Consider the following 17689-nt stretch of genomic DNA (forward strand, 5'->3'; position numbering starts at 1 on the left):
TCAGCCGACCGGTCGCTCCATCACAAAATCGTGATGGAGCTGGGTGCCCACGACAAAGGTCTTGGTCCCGACCTGTGCGAATCCGTGCTTTGCATAGAACTTCTGAGCTCGCGCGTTTTCCTGGTTCACACCAAGCCAGATTCCCGTGCTGCCACTTTCGCGGGCGTGAGCGACCACTGCAGTCATCAATGATGCTGCGGCGCCGCTGCCGTGGTTTCCGGGTAGCACGTACAGCTTGCTCAACTCTGTCGTCGGGCGGAGTGTGAGTGCCGCCCGCACATCGGGATCGGACGGTTCGGCGTCGATGAGCATCGCGTAACCGACTATGGCGTCGCCGGAGATCACTTTGAGAACCGTGCGCGTCGGGTCGGTCAGGTATTCGGAGAACTTGTCGACCGAGAGCACGTTGTCGATGAAGGCGTTGATGTCGTCGGCGGAAGCGTCGGGCGGGCAGGCGAGTGGAAACGTCACCGCTGCCACGTCGGCGATTGCCTCGGAATCCCAGATTCCGGCCCGATCAACGGTGATACTCACGTAACTTCGTCCTTCCCTGCACGTGCAATGGTCGCTCAAGTACACCACTTGCCGTGCTCGCGGCGGCTATCCGGTTTTCTCGGCTGCCACGCTTTCGACGCTTTTCGGGGCGAACGCCGGTGCGAGCGCAATCAGAATCACGCAGAACGCCAGCGGTATGAGGAACCCGATCCGCAGGTCGCTGAATGCAGCGACAGCTCCGACTATTCCGCCGCCGACCACAGTGCCGACGTAGTTGAAGAGGTTGATGCGAGCGATGACGGAATCGATCTGATCGGGCGGAGCCATACGTCCGGCGGCGCTGAAGCAGATCGGAGCGATCACCGGTAGACCCAGGCCGACGATGAGGAATCCGGCGATGGCAATCGAGGGAGACTGCGCCGTCACGACAACGGTCATACCGATCACGCCGATCAGTGATCCGGCGCGGACGACCATGGTCTCACCGAACTTGCCGACCCAGTAGTCGCCGGTCAACCGCGCGACCAATGCCGCGATCTGGTACGCGGCCATCGACAGCGCAGCGGTGCTCGCATCAGCCAGAAGTACGTCTTCGAGGTACAGCGTCGACCAGTTGCCGATGCTGAAATCGACCGCATAGAACAGTGCCATCGCGATTCCGAGCAGGACAAACGCTCGCATCGGGACGGTGAGCGTGACGGCACCACCGACGTTGGAGTCGACGGCGGTCGTTGCGCTGCGATCGAGCAGCGACGGACCGAACGCGAGAAGCAGAAGGGCCACAATCACTCCCGCACACACCTGGGTCACCCGCACCGAGATGTCGAGGCCCGCGGTTGCGGAGATGAAGAGCGCGCCGGCAATTGCCCCGACGCTCCAGGCCGCGTGGAACGAGCTGAGAATGAAACGTCCCTTGGCGTGTTGGATCGAGACTGCCTGCATATTCGCTGCCGCATCCACGATGCCGAGGCCGACCCCGTAGAGCGCGAGACAGACAAAAAAGAGCGCTGAGTTGGGAGCCAGGCCGGTGGCACCTCCGAAGATCGCGATGACTGCCAGTCCGGTGCGCAGGGTGGTTTTGCTCGAGGTGCGGACTGCGAGCCGTTCGGCGAGAACGCTGCCCAATCCGGCGATCACCGATATCGACACAACCGCGACCACCAGTAGTGACTCACTGAGCGCAAACATGTCTCGATACGACGGCAGTTGCGTCAGGATCGACGCGAGAAGGAAACCTTGGAGTCCGAAGGCCACGGAGGTGGCGATCCGTGCCCTGCTCAGGGTGCGGGTGTGATCCGTCATCGAATGTGGCCTTTGTCTTGGTTTGGCTGCTTTGCCGAACGGTACTGGATCTCGGTTCTGGTCGAGTGTCCAACAAACTCGCGTGTCGCGCAGCATTCTTTGGTTAACTGACCATCATGAGTGGACATCCAACAGCAGCCTTCCCGCCCGAGTTTGTGTGGGGGACCGCGACGGCGGCGTACCAAATCGAGGGCGCAGTCACCGAAGGCGGTCGTGGACCGTCGATTTGGGACGACTTCTGTGCCCAGCCCGGTGCCATTGTCCGTGGTGAAACCGGCGCGGTCGCCGCCGATCACTACCACCGCTGGGAATCCGACGTCGACTTGATGTCGCAACTCGGGCTCGACACGTATCGCCTGTCGCTGTCGTGGTCGCGGATCCTTCCCACCGGATCGGGCGCGGTCAACCAGGAGGGTCTCGATTTCTACGACCGCCTGATAGACCGCCTGTGTGCCGCCGCAATCACACCCGCTGTCACGCTCTTTCACTGGGATCTGCCGTCGGCTCTGCAAGAGCAGGGCGGATGGATGAACCGTGACACAGCATTTCGGCTGGGGGAGTTTGCCCAGATCGTGGGCGACCGGTTCGCAGATCGCGTCGGCATGTGGATGCCACTCAACGAGCCTGTTGTTCACACCCTGTACGGCCACGCGCTGGGGGTACATGCGCCGGGGCTCTCTCTGGGATTCGCAGCCTTCCAAGCCGCGCATCACCAACTACTCGGACACGGTGTGGCTGTTGACGCGTTGCGGTCGGCGGGATGTTCGGGCATCGGTATCGCGTCGAACCACGCGCCGGTGCGGGCCGCATCGGATTCGCCGGAAGACGTGATGGCCGCAGACATCTACGACCACGTCGTCAATTGGATGTTCGCCGACCCGATACTGCTCGGAAAGTATCCGGCCGACGAATTCGCGCAGTTGCTCACCGGGCCGATCGACGAGGATCTGACGATCATCAGTGCGCCCCTCGACTGGTACGGCATCAACTACTACGAGCCGACGATGATCGCCGCCCCCGTCGAGGGGCAGGGCACCGACGGGGTTCTCGAGATCGACCTGCCACCGGGACTTCCTTTTGCGCCGGTGGCGATAACCGGTTATCCGACAACCGATTTCGGATGGCCGATCGTTCCCGAAGGGCTCGGGGAGATCCTGCGGACGTTCCACTCACGGTTCGGTGAGTCCCTGCCACCGATCTACATCACCGAGAGCGGATGTTCGTTCCACGACGCACCGAACAGTGCGGGCGAGGTGAGCGACACTGCCCGGATCGAGTATCACGACGCTCATTTGCGGGCTTTGCGATCGGCCATGGACGACGGCGTCGACGTACGCGGCTATTTTGTGTGGTCGCTGCTCGACAATTTCGAGTGGGCAGCCGGCTATCAGGAGCGATTCGGGCTCGTCCACGTCGATTTCGAAACTCAACAACGGACGCCCAAGGCGTCGTTCGAGTGGTACCGCAGCGTGATTGCGGCGCACAAGGCAGTCACCTCGTGATTATTCCGGAGGCCAGACTGTCGCGCTGAGCAGTGATCGGATCTCTCTCTTGACGACCTTGCCGTATGCAGATTTCGGCAGCTGGTCCCACATGTAGAAGTGGCGGGGCACTTTGTACGACGCCAGCCCCTTCGCTGCCCACGTTCGAAGTTCTTCGGTCCCGATAGTGGATCCGGCCACTGGGACGCATACCGCCACACCGGTCTCACCCCAAACTGGATCGGGCATACCGAGCACTGCCACTTCGGCGACGTGGGGGTGTGTGAGGAGCTTCTCTTCAATGTCTCGAGGATGAATATTGGAACCGCCCGAAATGAACATGTCGGAGAGTCGGCCGGTGATGTAGAGAAACCCACTATCGTCGAGCAGTCCGATATCGCCGGTCCTGAACCATCCGTTGCGGAAGGCCGATTCGTTGGCGACAGCGTTGTCGAGGTAGCCGGCAAAAACCCCTGGCCCCGCGACGCAGATTTCGCCGCGCTCCCCGAGTGCTACCTGGCCGCCGTTCGAATCTTGAATGCTGACCTGCATGCTGGTTCGGGGGTAACCGCACGTGCCCGTTGCGACTCCTTCGGGGCTAGGCCGTCCATGTAGACGGGGTGGCAGAACGGTGATGTTCCCGGTGACTTCACCCAGGCCGTAGTACTGCACGAGTACCTCGCCGAGTACCTGGCGCGCGTGCGCCTGGTCGGTGGCATTGATGGGCGCGCCCGCATACACGACGTAGCGCAGCGACGAATGGTCATGGGTCAGGGCGGCAGGATGGTCTACCAGCAATTTGAGGATGGTCGGCACCGTGAAGACGTTGGTGACGTGCTGAGATTCTACGAGACGCCACACTTCTGCCGCATCCATCCTGGGCGAGGCCGTCAGCACGGACCCTGCTCCCACGGCAACCTGCGGGAGCAGGTGAATTCCCGCGCCGTGCGACAGCGGAGCGACAACCAGCGATACATCGCGTTCATCGGTTCCTGGCATCAGATCGCACAGGTGACTGGTAATGACAAACCCGAGTTGGTCGTGTGTGAGGATCGCTGCCTTCGGTGGGCCACTCGTTCCGGAAGTAAAGAAATACCAGGCTGGGTCGCCGGGCATGACGTCGGCGTTACCGGAATCGTGGCGCGGGGCAACGCCGGCGACACTGTCCGGTTCGGACTGCGCTGCTCCGATCCAGAGGACCCCGCCGGGAATGTCGATCGCCTCCGTGATGGCGCGGGCGTGGTCGGTGTGGGAACGCTCGCACAGCACCGCAGTGGGACGAACGGTACCGGCTATGGTCACTACGTCGTGTGGCGCGAGTCGTGAATTTGTCGGTGCCAAGACGGCGCCGATTCGCAGCACTGCGTATATCGAAATCACGTATTCCACATGATTGCCGCTGTGAATCAGGACCGAATCGCCCTGCCGGACGCCGCGTCGTTGCAATTCATCACCTAGCCCAGTGGCTGCATCGTCGAGTTCCCGCCACGTAAGCACCTTGTCGGCACACGACACCCCCATCCGGTCGGGGAATCTGCGTGCGGTACGGGTAAGTGCGGTAGCGAGATTCACTGCGCGCTTTCGGAGTGGCGTGTTCATTATTTTGCCTCCAGAATCGTCGCGTAATTGGCGACCGCGGCGCCGCCCATGTTGAAGACTGCGGCGCGCGCGGGGTGATCGAGTTGCATGGCCCCGGCTTCACCGCTCAATTGCATTGCAGCCATGACATGTTGAGAGACACCCGTCGCTCCGATGGGGTGACCTTTCGACTTCAATCCTCCCGAGACGTTGGTGGTGAGGGCGCCGTCACGCGCTGTCACGCCCTCCTCCACAACACGGTGTCCGTGGCCGGGTTCGGCAAGTCCGAAGGCTTCGTACTGCATCAATTCGGCTTGAGTGAAGCAATCGTGTGTTTCGAGCAGATCGAGGTCGGCGAGTGTCAGACCCGCAGACTCGAGCGCGCCGCGAAACGCCGTTGCGGCACCGTCGAAGAACAGCGGGTCACGTCGTGCGGCTACTGCAAATGGTGAATTCGCATGCGATCGTGATCGAATGCCGATGCTGCACAGGCGATGCCGCGACGTTGCTGCGTCCGCCACGACGAGTGCTGCTGCGCCGTCGGAGACCAGCGAGCAATCGGTCCTTCGGAGCGGCCCAGCAACGAGTGGGTTCTTCTCGGAGACCTGGGAGCAGAACTCGAGCCCGAGATCCTTGCGCAGGTGGGCATACGGATTGTCGACGCCGTAGCGATGATTCTTGGCCGCAATAGCAGCGAGGGTGTCGGACTGATCGCCGTAGCGCGCACCGTAGCCTCTCGCCAATTCACCGAAAATGGCTGCAAAGCTGCCGAAATCAGCCTCGGTACGTTGGTGCGATGCCCCGAGGAGGATGTCGTTCACCTCAGCTCTCGAGGCCCTGGTCATCTTCTCGGCGCCGATCACCAGAGCCACTCGGCCACGTCCGGATTCAACGAAGTCGCATGCCGCATAGAGCGCGGCAGAACCTGTGGCACAGGCGTTTTCCATGCGGGTTGCCGGAACATACGCCAATTCGGGGCATGCGGACCCGACGAGCGCGGCATCGAAACTCTGCTTGGAAAATCCGTTGTTGTACACGCCGACGAAGATGGCGTCGACGTCCTTTGGCGCGACATCGGCGTCGGCGAGCGCCGCGAGTGCAACTTCACCCATCAGTGTTTCGACATCGGGTGCGTCGAGTTTGCCGAAAACGGTGTGCGACCAACCGATCAGATTTGTTGCATGGGTCATTCTGGGACTCCTGTACATGTGCCGAAAAAGAGATGCGGATCAGAGATCGAGGACGAGGACGTCCTCCGTCGAGCGTGAGCAGCACACCATCATCACTTCGTTGGATTCTTGTTCGGCGGTCGTCAGATACGAATCGCGATGATCCGGAATACCTTCGAGGACAACCGTTTCGCATGTGCCGCAAGTGCCCTCACGGCACGAAGTGGGGACGTGGATGCCGGCTGATTCCAGTGCGTCGAGTATGGACTGGCCGCAACCGACCCGTACCGTGACTCCTGTTTCGTCGAGAATCACGTCGAATTCGGTGTCCGTCCCCGACAACGCGCCGTCCCGTGGACGGAAACGTTCGACATGAACCGTGACTTCTGGATGCGCTGCGCCCTCCGATTCCACGGCATCGACGAGTGTGCTTGGCCCACAGCAGTAAACGGCGGTACCGGACGGGACTTCGCTGACGAGTCCCGCCACGTCGATGCGTCCCTGAGCATCAGTCGGATGGATACTCACGTTGGGGTCGTATCGGCGAAGCGTCTCCGTGAACGCCATCGTCGATTCACTGCGACCGGTATACACGAGACGCCACGACGCCTTTCGGCGATCGCACGCGTCGATCATCGCGAGAATGGGGGTTATTCCGATGCCGCCGGCGACAAAGAGGTAGTGTGGCGCGTCGACCAGCGGAAAGCGCGCGCGAGGCTCGCTGACTGTCAGCGTTTGCCCGACGTGAATGTTGTCGTGAATCCACGCCGATCCGCCTCGACTCTCCGACTCGCGGTGAACGGCAATACACCAATTCGGCGAGTCGGCATCGCCGCACAGCGAGTACTGACGGATGAGATCCGTGGTGAGCGCGACCTCGATGTGCGATCCCGGCTCCCACTTCGGAAGTGGAACGCCGTCAGGTGCGGCCAATGTGATGTGAAGGATATCGGCGGTCACGTATTCCACGCCGGCGACAAGCACTGCGATACGCGGCTCGACGACGAGCGCCTCAGGCATCTGTCGCTGCGTTTCGCGTCGCAATGTGCCGAGTTCGTTGTGTTCCCGCTCGCCGCCGCGAGGTGTCCACTACGACGTACATGTCCTCGGTCGTGACTTCGTAACCTTCCATGATGTGTGGTCCCGGCGTCCTTTGTGCTTCATCCGTCGAGATGTCGGCTGCGGTGACGACCGTGTCGACTTCGTACTTGCGGACGCGGGCGTTTGCCGGGTCGTACCAGGACTGACCGGTCCGGAGATCGAATTCCCATTGATGCCACGGGCACCGGATGGAGCGGTTGCGGACGTATTCGATTGAGTCCCCGGGCTTCTCAGCCGAGGCTGATCCGAAGACAGTTCCATGCTCACACAGCGGTGCGCCGGCATGTGGGCATTGATTGAGAAGGGCAAAGAATTCACCGTCCACGTTGAAGACACCGATCGACCGACCGTCGAGCGTGACAATCTTTCGTTCACCCGGTTTGATGTCGCTGACCGCCGCAACAATGTACCTACTCATGGCTCAGTCCTCGATCCTGAAGAGTCGTTTGCCGTTCTCTCGCATGACTTTGTCCCGGAGGTGCGGCGGAAAGATGCGCGGAAAAGCTGTGTCTGGATCGTCGAAGTCGAAGTGAGGATAATCCGACGCGTAAAGAATGTTGTCGATGCCGAATTCTTCGATCATCTCGACCAGGTGTGCGGAGTTGGGCGGCTCGTCGATGGGCTGTGTCGACAGCCAAACATGATCGCGCACATACTCGGACGGCTTTCGTGTCAGATGGGGGACTTCGGATCGTAGAGTCTCGTAGTGGTAGTCCAGCCGCCGTAGCAGCGGAACAAAATGTGCGACATTTCCTTCCACGAAGACGATGCGTAGATCTGGGTAGCGGTCGAAGATCCCCGAAACTATGACACTGAGTAGCTGCGACTGGAAGCTCTGTGTGTGTCCGACGTGATATTCGGTGTGGTAGGAGGTCCACCCTGTGCCGGTGTTTGCATGCCCGCCGCCCTGGGACAAGTGGATCTGGAGGGGCAGACCGTGCTCGACAGCGGCAGCGTAGATCGGCCAGTACTTTCGGTTGCCCATCGGCTCCAGGGTCTTGCTGAGTCCGAGGATGGACACCACGCCGGGATTGTCGCCGATACGGTTGATCTCGTCGACGGCGAGGTCGGGTGCTTCGAATGCGACGGGGATGGACGCGCGAAGGCGTGGTTCCTCGTAGACGAGGTGTTCGAGTTGCCAGTCGTTGATAGCTCGAGTGAGCGCTGCGGCGAGTTCGGGGTTGAGTGCTTGTCCAGCTGGGTTGAGGGCGGCTCCACCGGGAGTGAGGCATTGCAGAACTCCGAGTTCGACGTCGTGCTTGTCGAGCAACTGGCGACGAATCATGTCCAGATCGGAACCGGGCGAACCGAATTCGGGCCACGCATCGGCTCGGGCTGCGCCTCCGTACAGTTGGGGATACTCGCCGAGATCGGCAAGGCCGTTTGTCGTTCGCACACCGTATTCATCGATGTGCCGGCGCCAGCGCTCCGAGAGATAGGGGCGTAGGACACCGGGTTTGGGCACCGGATGGATGTCGACATCGACGATTCCGGATCCCACGGTCGGGGCTGCCAGGCTCTCTCGTCCGGCGGGCTGATCGTACGAAACGCTCATGCTTGTTCACCTACGCTTTCTGCTCGAGTCGACGCGCTCAGCCCGAAGAGGTCGAACGCATTGTGTCGATAGATCCGGTCGATCAGATGGGAATTCGTGGTCCCGTTCGCAAGATCGTGTGAGCCGGAGGTGTGGCTGTGCGGGTAGTCGCTGGAGTAGACGAGCATGGCGTCGGAACCCATTCGATCGACTGCGCGATCAAGTTCTCCGGCAGATTCGGCGCCGTCGGAGGGGCTTGTCGTGAAGCGGACATGCTCACGGATCAGTTCGGACGGTGGGCGATCGATCCACGGCACGTCCGGTCGATAGCTCTTCCAGAGTTTGTCGAACTTCCACAAGTACGGAGCAACCCAGTTGAATCCGACCTCGGAGGCCACGACCTTGGTTCCCGGATACTTGTGGAGGACGCCCTCGGAGACGATCGAACTCAACTGTGCTTCGATGTTCGACTGCTGACCGACGTACCACTCGAGATACGTCTGCTGCCATCCGACCGAGGTCGGCGCCTGTCGGAAAACTCCACCGATATGGATGGCGACGGGGAGGCCGGCCCGCTCCGCCGCCGCCCAGATCGGCCAATTCGATTCCCGTCCGTACAGCAACTCGGATTGTCCCAGCAGCAGCACCTGGACAAATCGAGAGTCGTGCGACCAGTATTCGATTTCTTCCGCCGCAGCCTGCGCGCTGCCGACGGGGACGACGATCGACGCGCGTAGTCGTGGGTCTCGATCCAGCCACTCACGCGCAATCCAGGTGTTCAGCGCCCGTGCGTGTGCGCGCTCGCGTTGGGGCTGATGGATTTGTTGAACTGCGTACAGGCAATTGAGTATCGCGTAGTCGGTGCGGCCGTCAGCGAAGACGTCCGTGGTGAGACCGTCGACGTGGGTTGCGGCGCGATTGTCGATATCGGTTGTTGCATGGGGCAATTGGGCTATTGCAGATCCGCGGGGGTGGTAGTTGGGCTCGTATGTCGGAGTCAACTGTGCGACGAGTTGGTCTGCCCAGTAATCGTCGAGGTACGGCAGCAGTTGTTCCGAGGACGTGAGTACGGGGTGGACGTCGCAGTCGACGACGGCGGCAGTGAGCGGTGAGTGGTCATGGGCAATGCGATCAACCATGGGAGTTCAAGCCTTTCTGCGGGAGAAATCGGCGGTTCCCGCACCAGCGATCGGGGCTCGAGTGGGCCTTCGTGGGATTCGGCTGTATCGGGAGCGATGTCGAACGTCGAATGCCAGAGTTACATAGTTCACGCGTGCTATCTGCCCGGACGGAGCATTTCCACAGAGTGTCGAAGTTCGTCGTGAAATTTCCGACAGATAGAGGTAGATCAGTCCAGTTCGGCAGTGAAGACTTCGAATGCAGGGCGGGACACAAGTTTCCGTGTGTACGAAGAGGAGAATTCAATGGTGTCGTCGACGGATATCGAATTGTTGACCAGGCCGGCCGTCGTGATCGGTGGAAATAGTGGAATCGGCCTCGCGGTGGTTCAGGCGATGGTCGGTCGCGCCGACGCGATCACGGTCTTCGACCTCGCAGCCGAACCCTCGGCGGAACTCGCGGCGCTGGACTCCGTCAACTATCGACAGGCAGACATCACTGATCCATCGCTGCTGCGCAACGCATTTGCCGCTACGTTCGAATCCGGGCCTATCGGGAGTGTCTTCGTTTCGGCGGGAATTACACTGCCGCGCACAATCGTCACCGTGACCGACGAGGAGGCTCATCGCTGTTTGATGGTCAATTTGATGGGATCGATCAACGTCCTCAAAGCGGCGCTGGGATTCCTGGCACCGGATGCGTCGATAGTGTTGACGGCGTCCGCGGCCGCCTACACCGGCGGCGGATATGTAGGCGGCTCGATCTACGGCGCATCAAAAGCAGGCGTGATCGGCTTGACGCGTGGTGCCGCGTCGGAGTTGGCCGCTCAGGGGATCCGGGTCAACTGTGTTGCCCCCGGCGCCACGGCGACGCCGATGGTGGGATCGGATACGGACCGGGTGGAGCGATTGGCTTCCAAGTCGCTACTCGGCCGGTTGGCCACGCCAGCTGAGATTGCCAGCGGCGTGGTATTTCTTTGGTCGTCGGCCGCGTCGTACATGACAGGGGCGACACTGGATATCAACGGGGGCTCACACCTCGGTTGAGGCATCCTCGCCGATGGGGTTGGTGTCGGGATGGTTGATGTCGGAGTTGTTCGCATTCAACGTCAGTCGCAGACTCAAGTGGAGAAGTAGTCGATTCTCACCGTCGTCGAGATCAAGTCCGGTTAGCTCGCGTATCCGATCCAGGCGGTAGTACAGCGATGTGCGATGCAGGTGGAGGGCCGCGGCAGCGCGTGGCACGGACCCGCCGTGATCGAGAAAGGCACGCAGTGTCTTGGTGAGCGTCCCTGAGGTGTCGGCGGAGCGGAGCGCTCGGATCGACGCAGGCTCGAGATAGCCGGATTCGGTGCGCTGGGTGAGTTGCACGAGTAGGGCATCGGCTCCCAGCGTCGCCCAGTCTGCGACGGGACGTCGATGAGCGTGAGTGCGCGCCGCGCATAATGCGATATCTGCGGTCTTTCGAGATTTCCAGGCGTCGTGTGCGTTGGCGACGAGCTCGCCGATCCCGGCGATGACACTGTCGTTCGGTGCGGCGATCGACGTCAGGATTCCGACGAGGTCGACGATCGGTGCGCGGACTTGGTTGTCGGAAGGCACAAACGGCCAGGTCCGAACGAGGTAGGCAAGGTTATTCTCGAAGCCGATTTCGGCAGATTGCCCGGTGTTGCGCCGCCACGCGCGGATATGGTGAACGACCGTCTCCTTCATTCGCAAATCGTGATCGTCCGGGATCGAGATCCCCACAACGTTGACGTGCGCGGGTCCGGCCGAAGCACCGAGTATCCGTATCCCTGTCTCGCGCTGCTGCGCATCGTCGCTCAACGCAAGCACTGTCGCTTCTTCGCGTGCGCGGTCGGCGTTGCCTGCTGAAGAATCGTCTGCCGCGAGCGGTGTGGCGATACGGGTTGCGAGTGCGGTTATCAGTTCGATGTCGTTGGGGGTGAGGTCGCCGTGTGCGTCGATGACAAGCACATATCCCAACACGTGCCGGCCGGCGCGGATCGGAGCACACAGTCGTGCGGACATTCCGATTTCCGGCTTGGCCGGAATGATTCCGGTTCTCGACCAGTGGCCGACGTCTTGTTCGAGTACGTGCCGCGCTGCTTCGGGGCCGGATTCGCGCTGCAGCATTGCCTTGACTCGCTGACCGTCCGCGTCCCCGAAATGTCTACTGGCACAGATAAGTCGTACTACCGGGTCGCAGATAACCACCGCTCGCCGGAGAGTTTCGGCGAGTTCGTCAACTGCGTCTTGAATGTCGTCGGTGCGCAAGCGTCGGACCTTTCTCGGAGGATGCCGATTGTGCTCGGCATTCGCGGCGGGCGTCTGTACGAAAGGAATGGGTGTCGGCCAGCGGCTACCGGGCCGCGAGGTCGACGGCTTCTGGGGCCGTATCAAGGCAGCTGCCGAGCAGAAATTGGTCCGGAAGCAGACCGGATCCATCATGACGCCGGCGATGCGCTCCGCGCAACCACGGCGGTGAAATGGCATTTTTCGGGCGAAATCTTAAGCCGTGCAGAAGATTGCGATTGACGTGTGCGTCAGATCACACTATCTTTAGACTGACTAGTCGATAGAGAGGGTTCAGAATGACTATCCAGGCACTTGGTTCGCTGGTCGAGCGACAGTGTGAGAGCAACGCACACCGACGATTCCTGGTTGAGGTGGGTGGGCGGGGAGTCACCTACGGCGAACTACGCTCATCCGCCAGGGCCTGGGCAGCTGCATTGTCTGAACCGGGTATACAGGTGGGCGACAACGTAGCGCTCATGATGCCGACTTCGATCGATTGGGTTGCCAGCTGGGCGGGAGTGGGCGCAGTGGGAGCACGATGTGTCGCCGTCCACGCCTCGCTCCTCGGTTCGAGTCTTCGATATGTGGTCGAGCAGTCGAAATCTGTTGTCTGCGTGGTTCATGTCGACTACTTGGACGAAATGGTAAAGATGTGTTCGGATCTGCCATCGGTTCGCGCATTTATCGTGGTGGGAGGTGGGGGGAAGAATGGCGTTCGCAGTGCCTTGCCATCTGTCTATTACGCTGATTCTCTTGTCCAAGAGGGAAAGTCGGTTCATCGGCTTGACGACGAAGAAGCGTCCAATGGCGAATTCGGCATCGTCTACACCTCGGGCACGACTGGGAAGTCCAAGGGTGTGCGCATGTCATGGGCGCTGCTGGCGCGATTGTTCGGTGGCACTCCGTTTGACGCGCTAACTGACGAGGACACGTGGTACCTCCCGTTGCCGATGTCGCACCTGGCGGGAATGGCGGCCGTTCACAGTGCTGCTGCCGCCGGTTCGATGGTAGTTTTGCGTGACGGTTGGAGAACGCAGGACTTCTGGGACGATGTTTCTGAATATGGTTGCACTGCTTCCATTCTGGGTGGATCGATGGCATCGTTCCTCCTGAAGTCTCCGCCGACGACGCTGGAGAACTCGACATCGCTGCGGTACCTGTCGGTTACGCCGATTCCCGCCGACGTTGCACAGTTTCAAAGTCGTTTCGGCGTTCAGATCTTCACGCTCTGGGGCTTGAGTGAAACCGGTTCGGTGACCTACTCCGAACTCGGGCCGCAATGCCCTGGAACCTGCGGTCGACTGCGGCCAGGCGATCAGCTGCGACTGGTCGACGCGGATGGAAATGATGTTGCCGACGGTGAGGTGGGTGAGGCGTGGGTCAAAGCACCGCACGACGGCCTGACCGCCGGGTACTTCGACATGCCCGCCGAAACAGCCGCGGTATTCGTCGACGGATGGTTCCACTCGGGTGATCTGCTGCGCCGCGATGAGGGCGGCAACTACTATTTTGTCGGACGCTTGAAGGACTCGATCAGGCGTAGCGGCGAAAATGTTTCAGCAGCGGAACTAGAACAAGAAGTCAACGCTCACAACAAGGTCCGCGACAGTGCTGCCGTCGGTGTTCCGTCGGGATACGGTGACGAAGACATCAAAGTATTTGTCGAGGTGCTTCCGGGTGAAGACTTCGATGCCGACGAGCTCCGCGAGTTCCTGCGTAGCAGAGTTCCCAAATTCATGATCCCGCGCTATATCCAGGTGATCGACGTGCTTCCGCGCACGGACACAGGTCGCGTCAAGAAAGATCAGCTGCGTGCGCTGTCGGCCACCTGACCATTCATCAGTTGAGAACCGGCCGATCGCCAGATCGGCAGGGTAGTTCAGAACGTCGGGAACACCCGACGGACTCATTCGAGCCAGAGGTAACGATATGAATCCGAACACTTCGATCAATGCTGCCCGGAAACAGGGAGTTTCGCGAGTAATGAGCAAACCGGCGCTGGTTCTGGCTATCGCCGGTGTCAGTGCGCTTGGTCTTGTCGGGTGTTCGTCATCCGAAGAGGACTCGGGCACGATCAAGGTTGCGGTCGTGGGGGACATGACGGGAAGCGGCGCCGCAGTGGCCGGCCCGTTGGACGCCGGATTCCGTACGTACATCCGGTCGGTGAACGATTCGGGTGGCGTCAACGGCACCACGATCGAGTTGCCATCGACCTTCGACACGCAATCCGACGCGACCACGGCACGCTCACAATACGAACGAGCGCTTGCCGACTCGCCGATCGCTCTGGCAAATCTGGCGCTGACGTCTCAGATTCAGGCGGGTATTCCGGTCCTGACCACCGCGGACACTCCGGTGCTCAGCGCAGGACCGGAGTCGACTTTGCTTGGTCCGCCACCGGTTCCGTGGTTCTTCAGTATCACCGCAGGTGTCCAGACTCAGGCGGAATTACAGGTGGCCAAAGCTCAGCAGTTGCTCGGCGGGAGTCTTACAGGAAAGAAGATTGCCATCGTGTATGTCGAAACGCCGGGTGGGGAAGCATGGATGAAATCCGCCAGGACTCAGATCGAGGCAGCGGGTGCCACTGTGATCAACCCAGTTCCCGCACCGCTGCAGTTGACGTCGTTCCCGCAAGCGGCCCCACTTGCCGCGGCAGCACCGGATCTGGTTATGACATTCTTCTTCGGCAACGACAATGTGCCGGGCTTTCAGGCACTCCAGGATGCCGGGTACAGCGGACCGATCGTCGCAAACGTATCGGTCACGGCATCGATTCTCGAGCGCGCCAAGAACCCGAACATCTACGCGATGAGCTACAACCCGATGGTGCCCCCGGCCGCGGTGAGCAAGGCAATTTCGGACGCAGGCTACGGAAATTTCGCCAACGATCCGTGGGCTGAGGTCGGCTACGGGCAGGCAGCGGTCCTGGTCGAGGCACTCGAGACGTGTGGTGAGGATTGCGATACCGCTTCTCTGATGTCGTCTTTGCAGGATGTTCGTGACTTCAACACTCCGGAAGGAGTTTTCGACGGAGTTCTCGGATTTTCTGCCGACGACCATACGGCTGTGAATGCGGTGTCTTTCTACACCTGGAGTAGTGCGGGAGTTACACCCTCAGGGGATCTCGTCACTCGCAAGTCGGTTGGATAGCTCATGTCGACTGTGCTCGAAGCTCAGAATCTGAGCGTCAGGTATCCCAGTGGTGCCCTCGGAATTCTCGATGTGTCGCTGCGCGTCGGCGCGGGACAGGTCGTGACACTGCTGGGAGCGAACGGCGCCGGTAAGACCACGACGGTACGAGCCTGTACCGGATTCCTCCCGTCTGAGGGCGCCCGCGTTGTGCGAGGCAGTGTGTCGGTCCTGGGCGAGACGATGAACAACCGAAAGCCGCACGAATTCTCGCAGCGCGGAGTCGCGTTCATTCCGGAGCGACACAAGGTGATTCCCGCAATGACGGTGCGGGAGAACCTGTCGATGGTTCGCACCAGACCGGATGGCCGTAGTCGAAAAGAGGGTCTCGAATTTGTCTTCGACCTGTTTCCGATGGTTCGGGACAAGCTCAACAGTCCCGCCGGCCTTCTCAGTGGCGGCCAGCAACAGATGTTGGCGCTCGGGCGAGCTCTGATTGCCAGTCCACTGCTGCTTGTCGTAGACGAGATCACGTTGGGTCTGCATCGGAGTATGCATCCGCAGTTGGTCAAGGCAGTCCGAACGATTGCCGATAGCGGGGTGTCAGTACTACTTGTAGACGAGAGCACTTCCTTCGCAGTCGGTGTTTCCGATTACTGCTATCTCATCGCCGGTGGCGAACTCGTGTCATCAGGGACGGCATCGGACTATCTCGCCGGCCCGGCGGATTCTGCTGAAGTCGGGAGCACGTTATGACGAATGGAAATTCTCAACCTGTGGCTCGTTTAGATTCTGTCACAGCCGAATTCGGAGCCTTGCGAGCTCTGGATGACGTCAGTTTCGATATTGCCCGCGGTGAGATACTGGCGGTAGTTGGTGCAAACGGTGCAGGGAAAAGCACCCTTCTCAACGCTTTATGTGGTCTGATTCCGCTCAGTGGTGGTCGAATAGAGCTGGCGAACAAGCGAATTGACAATATTCCGACGCGCCGTATTGCTCGGGCAGGCGTGACGCGTTCGTTCCAGGAACCACGACTCATCGAAGCTGAGAACGTTCATTCCAACGTGATGCTCGGGATGTTCATGTCCACCGGATACTCGGTTGCCTCGCAACTGCTCGCGCCGTGGAAGGTGCGACGAAGGGAAGCCGGACTAGTGGATCGGGCCGAAGAGATCCTCGTTGAGCTGGGACTAGGCGGTCGCGGAGAAGACATGCCGGACGCGCTGTCGTACGGCGAACGCAAGTTGGTCGACATCGCACGTGCATTGGCGGGCTCGCCGACCATCCTCCTTCTGGACGAGCCGTCGTCCGGCCTCGACCGTGCCGAGCGTGCGGTTGTGGAATCGCTGTTGCTCGAGTGGGGTAAGTCCGGCCAGCGCACTGTCGTGATGGTCGAACATCACCTGGACCTGGTTGGTTCCACCGCTCATCGGGTGCTGTGCCTCGAGGCCGGTGCCGTGATGATGATCGGCCAGACGGACGACGTCCTCACGTCCGAAGAATTCGGACGAAGTCTCGGAGGTGCGGTCCCCGACGTGGTGAGGACACCGACGGACTCTGCGGGGCCGATTGCAGGTCGACCTTCAACCGAAAGCGTGGGTACGAAGTGAATACCGTTATATCGACACTGTTCTCGGGGCTGACTCTTGGTGGTCTTTACGCACTGGTCGGACTTGGCTTGGTTCTGATCTACCGAGCAACTGGTGTATTCAACTTCGCCCATGGACAACTGATGTTGTTTGCGGCCTATCTCGTCGGCTACTGGACGTCGAATGGATGGGGAAACGTTGCCGCAATTTTTGCCTCCCTCGCGGTTGTGGCCGTCATCGGCATGGGGTCCCATCTTGCGTTTCTCCGGCGAACAATCGGGCGTCCGGAGTTCATGGCGGTGATTGCTGCGTTGGGGTTGGCAACAGTTCTCGACGGTGTCATGGGTATTGCCTTCGGCTCGACCCAGTACACGTTGCATTTCCCGGGTACTGGGGACGGTACGGTCGATATTCTCGGCTCGACAATGTCGGGCCGCAGCATCGTCATCTTCGTATTCAGTGTCGTACTGATTGCGGTGGTTGCTGCCGTGCTCCGATTTACAACGGTTGGTGTCCGGTTACGCGCTGCTGGTCAAGCACCGCTGCTGACGAGCCAAGCCGGAATCAACATCTCGCGGTACTACCTGGTCGCCTGGGCGATCGGAGCCGCTCTTGCCGGCGTGGCGGGTGTCGTCTACGGCAGCGTCTACGTCGCTAATCCTGCGATGGTCGCAATTGTCTTCTCCACGCTTCCTGCCATCTTCCTGGGCGGCCTCGACAGTGTTCCCGGAGCCTTGGTCGGCGGTTTGACCATCGGAATCTTGCAGAACTTCGCTGCTGTCTATCTCGGCGGCGAAGTATCTGTACTCGTTGTGTACCTGATTCTCATCGGAGTCCTGGTCGTCCGGCCCCATGGTTTGTTCGGTACACCCGAAATCGTGAAGGTGTGAGTATC

The 17689-nt window shown here is 60.5% G+C and carries 17 protein-coding genes; 8 read left to right on the forward strand and 9 right to left on the reverse strand.

Annotated elements, in window-relative coordinates; all coding sequences use genetic code 11:
• Together FFI94_RS13330 and FFI94_RS13335 are read right to left on the reverse strand one after the other, a co-directional pair.
• Positions 1–534, reverse strand: a complete 534-nt coding sequence (locus tag FFI94_RS13330; protein WP_138868284.1) for a GNAT family N-acetyltransferase — start codon at positions 532–534, stop codon at positions 1–3.
• Between the two features lie 66 nt (positions 535–600).
• The gene (locus FFI94_RS13335) at positions 601–1893 is read right to left on the reverse strand and encodes an MFS transporter (protein WP_138868285.1); all 1293 of its coding nucleotides are present in this window, start codon (positions 1891–1893) and stop codon (positions 601–603) included.
• A gap of 20 nt (positions 1894–1913) precedes the next feature.
• On the opposite strand from FFI94_RS13335, the gene FFI94_RS13340 reads away from it, so the two are divergent.
• Positions 1914–3299 (forward strand): GH1 family beta-glucosidase, encoded by a 1386-nt coding sequence (locus tag FFI94_RS13340; protein WP_138868286.1) that lies wholly within the window; start codon positions 1914–1916, stop codon positions 3297–3299.
• On the opposite strand, the gene FFI94_RS13345 is transcribed toward FFI94_RS13340, so the two are convergent.
• The 6 genes from FFI94_RS13345 to FFI94_RS13370 are packed head-to-tail and all read right to left on the reverse strand — an operon-like array spanning position 3300 to position 9799.
• Positions 3300–4877 carry an AMP-binding protein gene (locus tag FFI94_RS13345; protein WP_138868287.1) on the reverse strand — a complete coding sequence of 526 codons (1578 nt, stop codon included), beginning with the start codon at positions 4875–4877 and terminating at the stop codon, positions 3300–3302.
• Complete coding sequence (locus FFI94_RS13350) at positions 4877–6046, reverse strand: thiolase domain-containing protein (protein WP_138868288.1); 1170 nt, start codon at positions 6044–6046, stop codon at positions 4877–4879. Before FFI94_RS13350 ends, FFI94_RS13345 begins: the two co-directional genes overlap by 1 nt.
• A 39-nt stretch (positions 6047–6085) precedes the next feature.
• On the reverse strand, positions 6086–7045 hold the full coding sequence (locus FFI94_RS13355) for a PDR/VanB family oxidoreductase (protein WP_138868289.1): 960 nt from the start codon (positions 7043–7045) through the stop codon (positions 6086–6088).
• Positions 7038–7544, reverse strand: coding sequence for a Rieske (2Fe-2S) protein (locus tag FFI94_RS13360; RefSeq protein ID WP_138868290.1), 507 nt, complete (start codon positions 7542–7544; stop codon positions 7038–7040). The genes FFI94_RS13355 and FFI94_RS13360 overlap by 8 nt, the downstream gene beginning before the upstream one ends.
• Before the next feature lie 3 nt (positions 7545–7547).
• Positions 7548–8681 (reverse strand): amidohydrolase family protein, encoded by a 1134-nt coding sequence (locus FFI94_RS13365; RefSeq protein WP_138868291.1) that lies wholly within the window; start codon positions 8679–8681, stop codon positions 7548–7550.
• Positions 8678–9799: an amidohydrolase family protein gene (locus FFI94_RS13370; RefSeq protein ID WP_138868292.1), complete on the reverse strand. Its 1122-nt coding sequence runs from the start codon at positions 9797–9799 to the stop codon at positions 8678–8680. The genes FFI94_RS13365 and FFI94_RS13370 overlap by 4 nt, the downstream gene beginning before the upstream one ends.
• A 285-nt stretch (positions 9800–10084) precedes the next feature.
• Here FFI94_RS13370 and FFI94_RS13375 point away from each other — a divergent pair, with 285 nt between their 5' ends.
• Entirely contained in the window at positions 10085–10825 is a 741-nt protein-coding gene (locus FFI94_RS13375) for an SDR family NAD(P)-dependent oxidoreductase (RefSeq protein ID WP_138868293.1), read from the forward strand.
• On the opposite strand, the gene FFI94_RS13380 is transcribed toward FFI94_RS13375, so the two are convergent.
• Entirely contained in the window at positions 10811–12055 is a 1245-nt protein-coding gene (locus tag FFI94_RS13380) for a helix-turn-helix domain-containing protein (RefSeq protein ID WP_185993189.1), read from the reverse strand. The genes FFI94_RS13375 and FFI94_RS13380 overlap by 15 nt on opposite strands.
• A 67-nt stretch (positions 12056–12122) precedes the next feature.
• On the opposite strand from FFI94_RS13380, the gene FFI94_RS33650 reads away from it, so the two are divergent.
• The 6 genes from FFI94_RS33650 (at position 12123) to FFI94_RS13405 (ending at position 17684) form a co-directional block, all read left to right on the forward strand.
• Positions 12123–12266: a hypothetical protein gene (locus FFI94_RS33650; RefSeq protein ID WP_185993190.1), complete on the forward strand. Its 144-nt coding sequence runs from the start codon at positions 12123–12125 to the stop codon at positions 12264–12266.
• A gap of 106 nt (positions 12267–12372) precedes the next feature.
• Positions 12373–13908, forward strand: coding sequence for a class I adenylate-forming enzyme family protein (locus FFI94_RS13385; protein WP_138868295.1), 1536 nt, complete (start codon positions 12373–12375; stop codon positions 13906–13908).
• A 151-nt stretch (positions 13909–14059) separates the two neighbouring features.
• Complete coding sequence (locus FFI94_RS13390; RefSeq protein ID WP_185993191.1) at positions 14060–15226, forward strand: ABC transporter substrate-binding protein; 1167 nt, start codon at positions 14060–14062, stop codon at positions 15224–15226.
• A 3-nt stretch (positions 15227–15229) separates the two neighbouring features.
• Positions 15230–15961 carry an ABC transporter ATP-binding protein gene (locus FFI94_RS13395; protein ID WP_138868297.1) on the forward strand — a complete coding sequence of 244 codons (732 nt, stop codon included), beginning with the start codon at positions 15230–15232 and terminating at the stop codon, positions 15959–15961.
• Between the two features lie 20 nt (positions 15962–15981).
• Positions 15982–16815 carry an ABC transporter ATP-binding protein gene (locus FFI94_RS13400; protein ID WP_185993192.1) on the forward strand — a complete coding sequence of 278 codons (834 nt, stop codon included), beginning with the start codon at positions 15982–15984 and terminating at the stop codon, positions 16813–16815.
• A complete protein-coding gene (locus FFI94_RS13405) occupies positions 16812–17684 on the forward strand; it encodes a branched-chain amino acid ABC transporter permease (RefSeq protein WP_185993193.1) in 873 nt (290 codons plus the stop codon). Before FFI94_RS13400 ends, FFI94_RS13405 begins: the two co-directional genes overlap by 4 nt.
• Positions 17685–17689 lie beyond the last annotated feature (5 nt).

Origin of the sequence: Rhodococcus sp. KBS0724 (assembly GCF_005938745.2) — a bacterium.
Taxonomy (GTDB): domain Bacteria; phylum Actinomycetota; class Actinomycetes; order Mycobacteriales; family Mycobacteriaceae; genus Rhodococcus_F.

Coding starts and splice junctions, on each gene's coding strand:
- FFI94_RS13335 (WP_138868285.1), bottom strand. CDS start 1,893: ATGCTGCGCGACACGCGAGTTTGTTGGACACTCGACCAGAACCGAGAT.
- FFI94_RS13340 (WP_138868286.1), top strand. CDS start 1,914: ATGAGTGGACATCCAACAGCAGCCTTCCCGCCCGAGTTTGTGTGGGGG.
- FFI94_RS13345 (WP_138868287.1), bottom strand. CDS start 4,877: ATGAACACGCCACTCCGAAAGCGCGCAGTGAATCTCGCTACCGCACTT.
- FFI94_RS13350 (WP_138868288.1), bottom strand. CDS start 6,046: ATGACCCATGCAACAAATCTGATCGGTTGGTCGCACACCGTTTTCGGC.
- FFI94_RS13355 (WP_138868289.1), bottom strand. CDS start 7,045: ATGCCTGAGGCGCTCGTCGTCGAGCCGCGTATCGCAGTGCTTGTCGCC.
- FFI94_RS13360 (WP_138868290.1), bottom strand. CDS start 7,544: ATGAGTAGGTACATTGTTGCGGCGGTCAGCGACATCAAACCGGGTGAA.
- FFI94_RS13365 (WP_138868291.1), bottom strand. CDS start 8,681: ATGAGCGTTTCGTACGATCAGCCCGCCGGACGAGAGAGCCTGGCAGCC.
- FFI94_RS13370 (WP_138868292.1), bottom strand. CDS start 9,799: ATGGTTGATCGCATTGCCCATGACCACTCACCGCTCACTGCCGCCGTC.
- FFI94_RS13375 (WP_138868293.1), top strand. CDS start 10,085: ATGGTGTCGTCGACGGATATCGAATTGTTGACCAGGCCGGCCGTCGTG.
- FFI94_RS33650 (WP_185993190.1), top strand. CDS start 12,123: ATGGGTGTCGGCCAGCGGCTACCGGGCCGCGAGGTCGACGGCTTCTGG.
- FFI94_RS13385 (WP_138868295.1), top strand. CDS start 12,373: ATGACTATCCAGGCACTTGGTTCGCTGGTCGAGCGACAGTGTGAGAGC.
- FFI94_RS13390 (WP_185993191.1), top strand. CDS start 14,060: ATGAGCAAACCGGCGCTGGTTCTGGCTATCGCCGGTGTCAGTGCGCTT.
- FFI94_RS13395 (WP_138868297.1), top strand. CDS start 15,230: ATGTCGACTGTGCTCGAAGCTCAGAATCTGAGCGTCAGGTATCCCAGT.